Origin of the sequence: Acanthopleuribacter pedis (assembly GCF_017377855.1) — a bacterium.
Lineage (GTDB): Bacteria > Acidobacteriota > Holophagae > Acanthopleuribacterales > Acanthopleuribacteraceae > Acanthopleuribacter > Acanthopleuribacter pedis.
The window spans coordinates 532,486-544,107 of sequence record NZ_JAFREP010000002.1 but is presented as its reverse complement, the minus strand read 5'-3'; the positions used below and the strand labels follow the sequence as shown (position 1 = coordinate 544,107).

The window sequence follows — 11,622 nt, the reverse complement described above, 5'->3', positions numbered from 1 at the left end:
GAAAAAATGCCCCCGCTGAACACGGCCGCTTCATCGGCCGCTAGGCCGGGGTATGCCTGGCTCTAACAAAAACGGTGGAACCTGAGATTTCCCCTTGCACTCAAACCCACAACACACTATCTGGGCTGCAACGGCCTGAAAAAATGCTCACCGCACCCACCGGGTGCGCTTCCGCTTTTTCCAAGCCATTTCGCTCCAGATCTTTAACGAAAATCCCACGCTCTTATCGCGCTTCTTAGGGTTCATAGTCACCTGCCGGGCAAATAACCAAAAGAGATAAAGCCAAATCTTATTGATTAACAATTCTCTTTCTCAACCGGTAAATAGATTGTGTATTTGGATGCGTTTCCCCCCATGCATCCTCAGATATTCGAACAAGATGCTCTAGGTCTTTTTCCCAACCCTCTTTTTGATAAAAAACTCTATTTCGTAGGATTTCAAAACCACCTGCCGATCTCCGCCACTCGAAAGGTAAAGAAAAATTTTCCAATGAGGTCTCCCCACGACAAAGCCAATATTCTTTCATGCTAACATTGCCTTGACTAGCATAGACATCACTAATAGTTTTTGCAAAGGCATAAGAGGCCGGGCCTCCTTCACCTTCATAACGAGACATTGTATGATAAGCAAATGTAGCCAAGGACACCGCGTAGTCTTTTTCATTTACCTTCAAGGATATTTCAGCCAGCTTCAAGAATAATAACTCCTCAAAAATGCCTAAACCTGCTTCCTGAACACTTTCATTAAACACATGAGTGAAAATCGGCATAAATTCTTGAAGGCAATCAAACTCGACAGCTGCATCAATAGCTTTAAAGAGAAGCTCTTTAAATTCAATTGAAAATCTCAAGCGTGCATGCCAACCTTTCGTAAAATCGGAAAACACGAGAAGAAATTCACCTTTGTAGCCAGATGTATAAAGTTGTTCCATATAATCCATCTGATAATCAACAAACTGAGAATCTAAAATTCCCGACACTTCACCTTTAGAACCAACACTTTCTCTATATTTTTGATCAGCCAGATCTAAATCGCCAGTCAAAATATAACAATAAGACAACAACCAAACCGCCTTCGTATAGTTTTTCGATCTAATCTTCTGGTGATCCCAACGGGACAAACCCTTCCATATTTTCCTAACTGCTTCACTACCTTTATTATCCCAAAAGCTAACTCTGGCATCTTCGATTAAAAAACGCCCAAAAAGATCATCATCATCTAAACCAAAATCCTCGATACTGTCTCTTGAAACCTGCAACAAATCTTTAGCAACATCCATATCACCTTGAAGTAGGTGTGATTGAATACTCGCTAAAAATGTTTCAATTACAATCAAGGCATTTTCAGGTCGAATGTTCGCATTACGAAAATAAATATCAAATGTATCGAGCGAATTTTCCAAGTTAGCACCTTCAAATTCAATTAAACAAAGCTGGTGTGCCGTTTCCAGAAATTCAACATCTTGAGTGCTGTATAATTCTTCCTTTAAAGCTAATGATGTTTTCAAGCTTTCTTTAGCCTTTCGTGTCTCACCCACACTAAAATAGCTGAGACCTATCGTATGATAAAGTTTTGATTGAGTTAATGGAGATATGGACAACAACGGAATTTCATCATGAATATCATCGAGTTGATCCTCAAGCATTCTTTCTCTTCCTCTTGCTTGAGGCGTTTTCGCTACGAGCAAGCTCTCTATACTTCGATAGCCTTCATGTGCTAAAGAAACTTGTCGATCCATCTCTGCTTTGCTATCACCAGCTAATTTTGCGCCATAAATCACACCAATTAAACCACAAACCACGCCAAACAACGCCAAGAAAAACAGCAGCGAATTTTTAGATCTATTAAGAATTATATACTTAAACGTTGTAATAGCACTTGGTGGCCGAGCATGAATAGGAATTCCCTTCAGGTACCGTTCACAATCCTCGTACAACGACAGTGCCGATCCAAATCTGAGTATCGGGTCTTTTTCAAGGGCTTTAAGAACCAACCAATCAATTTCACCCCTGAGCTGTCGTGCCTTCAACCGATCCCTTCTGTCCACGCCGTTTTTATTTTTCATTGCCAAAGCAATGACTGCTCTGCTCGGAGCCTCAGGCTTCCGCTCACGTATGATCTTAAAAATCCGATCAAGCCCCAAATTTTCCATTTCATGTTCTGATATAGGCAATGATCCAACAAGCAACTCGTAAAGGATCACACCCAACGCAAAAATATCAGCCCGTGCATCAACACGAGCATCGGTCACCATCGCTTGTTCTGGTGCCATGTAACCAAGGGTTCCAACGGCCATTCCCGGCAATGTTAATCTTGTTTGGCTTAGCCTGAAACTAAATTCCAGGTTGGCACCATAATTCGCAGCCTTGGCAATTCCGAAATCAATTATTTTGGGCTGAGGATCGCCTTCTACATCTACGACCAAAACATTTGCCGGTTTTAGATCTCGATGAATAATTCCCTGTTCATGCGCAAAGTGAACCGTGCGACATACCTTAGAAAAAAGTTTAATTCTCTCATTTATTCCTAAATCATTTTCATCACAATACACATCAAGAGGAATCCCTTTCACATATTCCATTGCGAAGTATGGCAAACCATCACGCGTTACTCCCGCTCCATAAATACTCGCAATATTTGGATGGTTCAACATTGCTAATGCTTGAACTTCAAGCTCAAAACGTTTATGCGTTCTAGAACTACCTTGACTCCTTAGAATCTTAACTGCCACTTTCCGTTTTACAGGGGCTGCTTGTTTTGCAAGGTAAACAATACCCATTCCACCCTCGCCTAGAACTTCTTCCAGCTCATAGGGACCCAAGCGTTCTTTTTGAAGAGTCGTATTAAAGATTTTTAGATTAGTAAAGTTGATCGGATCAAATAGAACATCACCTTCACTTTGTTCGTCAGCGAGCAGAAGCCGTTTAACTTCCGAGGCTAAGGCCGTATCATTTAATTCAAGTTCTTCTAGCCACGACCTTAACTCTTCTTCTTTTAATCCACAGGCATACAAAAATGCACTCTCTAAATCGCCCCATTCATGATTATTCAAATTGACACCTCATTTTAGAAGAGCAAATCAGTTTTCAAAAACTGCACCATGTTCACTATGATCGCGTAAATGAAGCGCGGCTCCATCAGTGACCAAAATCACAAAAATACAATTCTCCACATCTCCCTTGCGTTAAAAGTGCTCACCCGACCCTCAATTCTATTTACAGCCCGACATTTTGGGATGCACACGCCCAAAATCCCGGGCTGTAACACACAGAAAATATATACTGTATTTTCTTAATACGCGCGTATATGAACCCGATACGCTTTTTCTAAACAATTCGCTCCATATCTCGCCACATCTCGCACCATTATTTGCGCGATTGCATCCAACCGAATGCTCAAACCTAAGAGGCGCGATAAGAGCCAGGGATTTTGGCTAAAGATCTGGAGCGAAATGGTTTGGAAAAAGCGGAGGCGCACCCGTTGGGTGCGGTGAGCATTTTTACAGGCCGTTGCAGCCCAGAGGTTTAGCCAAAATCACCGCGAGTTATCGCGCTTCTTAGGTCAAAGAGCGGGCTGAATCATCGCCACTTGGTTTCCCAGCCTAACGCGAGCGAGGTGGATAACCGCAGAGACGGCGGTCGAGCAGGCAGCCGGCCAGGTCGTCGCGTAGGGATCGGTCGCGCACGAGGTTGCGTCGCAAGGGGCGGTCCATTTCCAGGTGGAGGAACCACAACCGGCCGCCGTCGGCATGCACCGCCAATGCCTGCTGGTTGCGTGTGCCGCCCAGTTCCATCACATCTTCGCCAAAAACCCGCACCTGGCCCAGTTGGAAACCTTCGAAACAGGCGTCCAGCGACCAGACCGCGGGCGAGGGTGTTTCGCGGCCGTTGCTGAGAATGACGGCGGCGTCGCGGCCCGCCGGGGTGACCCGGTTCATTTGCTCGAAGCCGTGGAGTTGCACGATCACGCCCCGCGACATCACGCTCAAGGCGGCCGCGGTCAGCGCTTGACCATATTGATCGCGGCGGTCGACCCAATCGACGGGGCGGAGATCGGGCAGCACCTCGTAGCGATGGGCGGTGTTCCAGGCGCCGGCCAGCCAGGGGCCCTCCACAAACCAGCGCATGGCGATTTCGCCGGTATCGAGGTCGTGAAAGGCGTGGGGCGCTTGGAGCAAAACCGGCAAGGCGCCGGGTGGGCGAAAGAGGTAGAAGCCACGCCCGAAATTGCGGATGTCGCGCAGCGCCCAGATTTCCCCTTCCCCGACCGCATAGAAGCGGAAGCCGAATTGCCGCCAGGCGACCACCAATCCGCTGTCGCGCTCGCCCGACAGGGTGCGCACGAACAAGGCCTCGACGCGTGCCAACTCCTCGGCGCTCGGTACGCGGGTCGTGACCGCCGCGCTTGCATCCCGCCAGGTTTGTTCAAGGGTTTGGAACAAGGCGTCTTCCTGGGCGAGGAGCCGGCCGCCGGCCAGAAGGAGCAACAGGACAAAAACGCGGCTAGGTTTAGGGCAGGTGGTTGACATGGGCCGAGGTCGTGTCTTGCTCCCGCCAAATTTGGTTGAGCAGGAGGAAATGGTTTTGGCGATCCAAGCTTTCGACGTGCAGTTCATAGTCACCTGCCGGGCAGTCGGATTTGAGCGGCACATAAAACGGGGTCCATTGCCACAGGGCCGTGCCGTCGGCGGCCAGCGCCTGCCGGGTCCGCGCGGGTGCCGCTTGCACCATCAACGCGCGGCGGCGCGCGGTGAATTCACTCGCGGCGACACCGGTGGTGAACGGGCCGGACAGCGTGAGCCGGAGACGGGGTGGTTCTTTGAGATCGGGTCGGGTCAACAACCATCCTTTTACCACACGGGTACCGTTGCCGGGTTTATGAACCTTGTACCGCAATCCGTTTCGGGTGAGTCGGCCGCCCAGGCGCTTGCGTTTAAAAGCGCCGCGCGGTTCGCGCTGGTTGATGAAAAACCGCGCACCGGGATCGTCGCATTCGATCCGTACACGGGATGGACCGGCGGGCATCGGCGGCAGGCGCCAGTCGCCGTGGCGCGCGGCCAAGGTGTGGGCAAAAACGGCTTCATCGTTGCGGAACAAGGTAATCCGGGACGGCTTTTTGGACTCGCGGAACACCACCAGCGCGGGCATGACATCTTTTTGGGTGCCGTCTGGGAAGTGAAGGTCCAAGTCCCGGCCCACCGGGGTTTGGGTGTAAACGGTGCGCAGGGATTCATGGGCGCCGAAGGGTGCCTCCTCGCGCGATAACCAGAGATGGTGGCCCAGCCAATCGCCGTCCGGCAACAGCGATTCCGCCTGCCAGGTGCCGGAATCGTCCGCGGCCGCCTCGGGTTGTTCGACGATTTGCACCGAGACGCGCCGGGCCTCGGCCTCGGGTGGCTGAATGGAGAACCATTGCTGGTTAAAAACGCCCGGTGTTTCTTCGCGTAGCAGCCAATCGCCGGGCTGCACGTAGGCGGCACAATACAGTGGTTGGTCGCTTTGCAGACGCAAGGCACGGGCGCCGGCGGGCAAACGCAGGTAACGGCGTTCGGGTTCATTCAGCGGCGCGGCAGGTTGCGCGCCGGCCGGCAGCCAGGCGTAGGGCGACGGGCCCGTCGCCATTTGCTGTCGACCTTGGTGCAGCACACGACCCCGCGCGTCCAGAATTTGGTAGGTCCACCGGGGTTCGCTTCCTTGCGGGGCGCGCAGGTCCAACCGCAGGGCGGCACCCTGTTCGGCCAAGAAGCGATATTCCAGGGGCGTTTCCCCAACACGGAAATGATCGACCAGGTAACCGGCAACGGGGAGTTCGCTGTTGTTTACCAGCAAACGCACGCGCGCCGCACCCGAAACGCGCAGGCGCAACAGGCCGCCGGCTTGGGTATCAATGACGCGGCTTTCGGCGCCAGGCCGCCAGACCTGTTTTCGTTCACCCTCGCTGCCCGGAACCCAGGTGGTCCCGGTTACCTCGTTTTCTTGGAGCGGGACCACCTGCAAACGGACATCGGTTTCGTCGCCGCTCAAACGCCAGGCCAAGGCGCGACCGGGTTCCAGCACGGTGCCGACGGGAACCTCGCGCGACTCGGGTTGGTTGGCCTCCTCAAGGCGCGCCCCGTTCAGGGCGTACAACATGCGGGTGCGGAAATCCCGGCCCTGAATCCCGAGTGGGCCGACGGGTCGGCGACGCCGCTGCATCAGGCCCGCCCGTTCCTCGGCGGTCAATCGGGACGGCGGGTAAACATTGCCCTTGGCCATTTCGCGACGTTGCGCGGGCGAGGCCCGTTGCCATTGGCGGCGGGCCTCTTCCGGGCCGAGCAACGCCTCGGCGTAACAGCGCACCACGAGGTGATCCACGGCGGCGTCGTGTTCCGCCAAACGCAAGACGAGTTTGGCGGCACGGCCGACCTCGGCGGGCGGCGTGGGCACGGCGGCACGGGGATCACTGGGCAGCAGACGCGGGTTTTCAAAGAACAGATGCTGGTGGGCGGTCTCGGCGACGACGCGCGCACGAAAATGGTAAACCCCCTCGTGCAGCACCAGGCCGCCACGGTCATGCCATGCGTAGGCCAGGGCAAAACGCGGTTCCACCGGGCCGACTTGTTCGGCAACCTGATCGCGGCGAACCACCCCGTTCACCACCAACCGCATGGTTTGGGTTTGCGCGGGGAGCTGAAACTCAAGCCGCCCTTCCGGCAGCAAGGCATAGGTCAAACTGGGGGTGGCGCCGCGGGTGCGCTGGTAATTCTGACCGGCGCCGGCGGGCTCCAACCACCGCAGATCACTTTGGACCAACACCCAGATCACGAGCCCACCTATCATCAAAAAGACCCAGCGAATAAGGGTTCTCACAATGTCCTCCCCAGGATCATGCCGGCCTGGCGCTGGGCGAATCGGCCGCTAACCAGGTTGTCCTCGGCCGTCAGCGCGGCACCTTTCCCGTCATTGTTAAGGTTGACCAGCAGGAGCGGCCGGTCGGCATCGTCGTACACGGCCAAATACCCGAGGCGGGTCGCCAAATCCTCGCAAAACGCGAGTTGGTAACCCTGACGGCGCAGCGCGGCCAACACCAACATATCGCCGGTGGCTTGGTAAGCGCGCACTTGCTCGGCCAGGTCGGGTGAAACCGAACGCGGCGACCATGTGGGGCGCCACAGACTGAAGTCGCGTTCCTGGAAGGGTAAATCGAGGGCGCGGTAACGGTTCATCTCGGCGGCACGCAGTCGCGTCTCGCGGAATTGGCGACGCAAGGCGGGCGAAAGCCAAAGCACGGCCAAGGAATCGCCGGGGCTTTGCGCCAAGTACCGCGCCTGGTAAAGGTTGTGAACTTCCAAACCCACGGCGTCGGCTTGGCCGTCGACCTGCACGGCCGATGCCGCGGGCCAGGGCGCCAGACGCGTGAGCGCCTCGGGCAAAGGCGGCCGACCGCCGGCGGCGTCGAGGCTGTCCCAATACACGGCAACCGAGGCGGGCTGGTTACCCCGGTCGCGACGCGCGCGGACCTGGAGCACGCGGGCGGCCCGCGGACTTTCGCGCAGAAGGACCTGGTGGGCGATGTTGTACAAGGTGCGGCGGTTCTCCCAACGGGTCACATCGCGGTTGCGGCCGTCGCCGGCGTCGCGATCATCACCGACCAGCAAGGTATCGGCACCCAGGTCGTGGAACAGATCAAGGGCAAAAGCCAGGCTCCCACTTTCGGTGAAGGGGCGCGGTACCTGCACGTGGAACCCACTTGCCCCACCCTGGCGGACCACCAGGGTCGCACCTTTGCGCGTGGCGCGACGAGGATGCAGCACCCAGGCGAAACGGCCGTCGCCGGCGCGCACTTGGCTGAGTTGGTAACCGAGTGAAGCGGCTTGATCGGCGGGGTTGTGGTCGGCTTCGGCGCCCTCGGGCTGGAACAAAAACTGACGCAGCAGCGGGGTCAGCAATTCGGTATCACTGAACTGGGTTTCTTCCAGCCGCAACAAACCGGATTTTTTAGGGCGAACCTCGGCGGCGCGCCCATGGCGTTGCGACAAAAAGGTGCTGAGCCCGTGTTGCACCTGCCGGACCGAGGCGGCGCGGCGATGGCGTTGACGCCGTACCCAACGGCGCAGGGCGGCGGGTTCCGAGGCGACCTGAACCGCACCCTCCGGCAACGGCGGCAAGCCTGAAGCGGCGACACTCCACCGCAACGGGGCGCCGTCAAACAACCGCGTCAGCTGTACGGCGTCGAGGGCGGGATGCAGGCGGGCCGAGGTGGTGAGCTGATGGTCCGTGCCGTCGCTTTTGCCGCCGACCCGGATCAGGGCCAAGCCGTCGTCACCGCCGACGCGGTGCAGCATCTGGGTCACCGCGTGATCGCCGCGACGGGCCAAATCGGCGTGGACGATAAAACGTTTGGCTTTGAGTTTGGCGGCCAGCAACACACCGGCCTGAAGGGTTTCCGGGCGCGGCACACTTTGCGCGACCTGGACCACCATGGCTTCGGTGCCGCGGCCGTCGAGCACCAACGCAAAAGAGCGGCGCGACGGATCGGCGGGCGTGAGCAGCACATAGCGGTTTTCCAAGCGCTGGGCCTGGAACCCAAAATGTTCGGCACGGTGCAGTTGGGCCACCAAGGCGGCCCGGTTGGACCATTGGTTGGCGGTTTCCAGTTCCGCCAGCCAGGCCGCCGCGCCGTCGGGATCGTCACCTTCCAAAAGCAGGCCCTTCCCTGGTTCGGCGGCGGCCTGGTAAAAATACGGCTTTTGGCTGTACAGCGCTTCCATCAAGCCGCCCTGTAATGCGGGAACCGCTTGATCGGCGCGGTTGACCACCGCCTGCTTGGCGGGCAACACACCCAACAAGGCGAATCCGATCACGTTGGCGGCGACGGCACCGTAAAAGGCGGTTTGCAAGGTGGCGCGACCCATTTGCAGCACGAGCGATTTCTCGTACATCTTGACGGCGACCAGGGTTGAGAGCATGTAGCCAAACCCAAAGGCATCGGTCACTTTAAACTCGGGCCACCACCAGGCGAGGGCGATGCTGACCAACACCTTGTAAGCAAAGGACAGGTTAAAGAAAAACAGGATTTTGCGCCCGCCCTCCAAGTTGACCGAACGCATCAACGGCGTCTGCACCAACAGGCGTGCGGCACCGACCAGCAGCACGGCTTCCAGGAACGAAAGCACGATTTTTTCCGGTTGGTACCACTGCAAGGCGAGCAGGGCCGGAATCAAAATACCGTTGAATTCCCAGCCGTAGCGCTGGTTAAGACGACTGGCGATGAGCGCGGTGGTCACCAAAATCATGTAGGCCTTGGGCGTGCCCATAATCGACGCGGCCAAGTCCTCGTAAAGGTAGGCAACGTTGCCGAGGGTGAAGTTGGTAAACGGCAGCAGCACAAAACGCACGATCAAAAAGGTGGTGAACAGGTTGCCACCCAGTGAAACCAGCCCCCCGCGCAGTCCTGGCTTCCAGAAGTGGTTGGCAATCAGCGCCACGATAATCAGGCCAAAGCTGTGGAGCTGGGCGCCCAATTCCAAGGAGAGCTGCCAATGGCTGGTGAGCCACGAGGCAAACAAAGGTAATAGCCAGATATCAAAGAGGATGCGGGTAAAAATGCTCGCCAGCACCAGCGCGAAGAAGCGTTCGCGGCCGAAGACAAGGTGCCACCAGCCGAGGCGCGCGGGCACGGCAAAAATCAGCCGCACGAGCAGGTAGGCGGCCACGCCTTCGATGAGAATCACCGCGACGGACACGGGTTTTAGCACCAACAGGGGTACCAAGTAACCGGGAACGACCAGGCCGGACAGCGACCAGCCGAACCGTTGATTGAAGTACACCACCACCATGGCACCGATCCAGACGGTGGTGATGACCGACTCGGCCAAACCGGCGCTGGGGAACAGATGCAACGGAAACCATCCGCTGAATTCCATGGATCACCTCACATGCCGGCTTGCACGCGGCGCGGCGCGGGCAGCTTGGCCGGGGTTGAGGCGGCGCCCTCGCGACCGTGGACCAGGAACAACTCGAGCAGCGCGGTGTGGGCACGCATGGGAATCATACAGGCGGCGTCGACATGGAAACCGAGCAGGCGTTTCAGGCGCGACCAAGCCCCGTTTTCGTCGATTTGCTGATCGAGCCAGCCCGCGAGCGTGTCGGCGACGGCGGCCAAACGGGCCGCGTCGCTTTGTTCGGCATCCGCCTCGCGCGCCGCGGGCAGGCCGATCAGGAGGAAGCCGAGGCGGCGACGACCGGTGGTCAGCGGGATCAGCCACTGGGCCTCACCCTCGCCGTCGGCCATGAAGTGGTCGACCCGTTGCGGCGCCAGATTGCGCAGCGCGTGGCTGTAGGGCGGCAGTTCGGGGTTTTGGTTTTGGGTGGTGACGGGCACGGCGCCGTCCCCGAGCAGGGCGCGTTGGACCAAACGGCCGTTGCGCAATTCCAACAACAGGCCACGCGCCCGCGGCAAAGCCAGGCCCAGCCATCCCGCCGCCCATTGCCAGGGATCGCGGTGGTGGAGTGCCTCACGCGGCAGACAGCGCTGGACCATCGCGGCGAAGTCCAATTGGAACAGGCGCACCCGTTCGATCATGAGGAAGTACCGTTGCAGCAGGCACACCGCGAGCAGGACGGCCAGACAGAGCAGCATGTCGCCGAGCGGTAGCCACAGATCGAAAGCGGTCAGGCACGCCCAACTGAGGAACAGGGCGCTGTTGGCAAACAGCAGGGTCACCTTGAGGAAGGCGCGGATGTAGAGGAACTGGCCGGCGGCGGCGATTAAGATCATGCCCGCGAGGACGAGGGCGAGCCGTTGGAGCGGCGACGGCAGGGTGATCCAGTTGCCGTTGAGCAAGGCACCCAGGCCGGCGGCGAAGAGGACGTCGGCGTCGTGGGCGGTGCCGTCGGGAAGGAGACGTCGCGCGGCGGGCCGGTAACGGGCGTCGGGGGGTGAAACCACCACCCAACTGGAACGCAGGGTTTCGCGCGGCACACGGCCGGCGAGTAAGTGGCGATAGGTCGCGGCGGGAACGGCGGCGGGTGCGGTCGCCGGCGCCAAGGAAAACCAAGGCGGCAAGGTTACCCCGGTCAGATCCCGGTAAACCTGGGCGGCCTGCTCGCGGTCACGGCCTGCATCCAACGGGGACAGCGGTTCGGTAAAAGCGACCTTCCCGGATTGGGCGGCCTGTTGAAAAAAGGCGGGTTCGGCGTCGGGCCGAAACAGGAACACGACGCCGCGCGGTTCGGCCTCGAGGATGCGGTTCATTAATAAGGACCAGTCGGGTGTGTCGGTGGTCTGCCGATCACCCAAGAGCATGACCTGCGCCGAGGCCTGGGTGGGCGCGGGCGTGAAGAGGGCGGCGTACTGGCGTAATTTTTGGTTAACGGCGGTGCCCCAGCCCGAGATCACGAGCAGGGCGAACACCAGCAGGCCGGCCAGCAGCGGTTTTAGAGAAACCACACCCTGGTGCCGATCCAAGCCGGGATTTAAGAGGTAAAGCATTGTGGGCAGTTGATTCATTTGGGTTCCACCTTGCAAGCAGCAGGAAACATGTGCACTTCCTCCCGCTACGCACCCCGTGAAAAAGCCCCCCACACCTGGCCGCCGGAGCGTGACCCGGCTCACGCGATTCGCTTTCGGTGTAAGACCGCG

At 57.7% G+C, this 11,622-nt stretch carries 5 protein-coding genes; all 5 read right to left on the bottom strand.

The window, feature by feature from the left end; translation table 11 throughout:
- Positions 1–289: 289 nt before the first annotated feature.
- The 5 genes from J3U88_RS03530 to J3U88_RS03510 all read right to left on the bottom strand — a co-directional run bounded on the left by J3U88_RS03530 (position 290) and on the right by J3U88_RS03510 (position 11,490).
- Positions 290–3,052, bottom strand: a complete 2,763-nt coding sequence (locus tag J3U88_RS03530) for a serine/threonine protein kinase (RefSeq protein WP_207856768.1) — start codon at positions 3,050–3,052, stop codon at positions 290–292.
- A 549-nt stretch (positions 3,053–3,601) separates the two neighbouring features.
- Positions 3,602–4,528 carry a hypothetical protein gene (locus J3U88_RS03525; RefSeq protein ID WP_207856766.1) on the bottom strand — a complete coding sequence of 309 codons (927 nt, stop codon included), beginning with the start codon at positions 4,526–4,528 and terminating at the stop codon, positions 3,602–3,604.
- Positions 4,509–6,848 carry a hypothetical protein gene (locus tag J3U88_RS03520; RefSeq protein WP_207856764.1) on the bottom strand — a complete coding sequence of 780 codons (2,340 nt, stop codon included), beginning with the start codon at positions 6,846–6,848 and terminating at the stop codon, positions 4,509–4,511. The genes J3U88_RS03525 and J3U88_RS03520 overlap by 20 nt, the downstream gene beginning before the upstream one ends.
- Complete coding sequence (locus J3U88_RS03515; protein WP_207856763.1) at positions 6,845–9,904, bottom strand: poly-gamma-glutamate biosynthesis protein PgsC/CapC; 3,060 nt, start codon at positions 9,902–9,904, stop codon at positions 6,845–6,847. Before J3U88_RS03515 ends, J3U88_RS03520 begins: the two co-directional genes overlap by 4 nt.
- A gap of 8 nt (positions 9,905–9,912) precedes the next feature.
- On the bottom strand, positions 9,913–11,490 hold the full coding sequence (locus tag J3U88_RS03510) for a hypothetical protein (protein ID WP_207856761.1): 1,578 nt from the start codon (positions 11,488–11,490) through the stop codon (positions 9,913–9,915).
- Positions 11,491–11,622 lie beyond the last annotated feature (132 nt).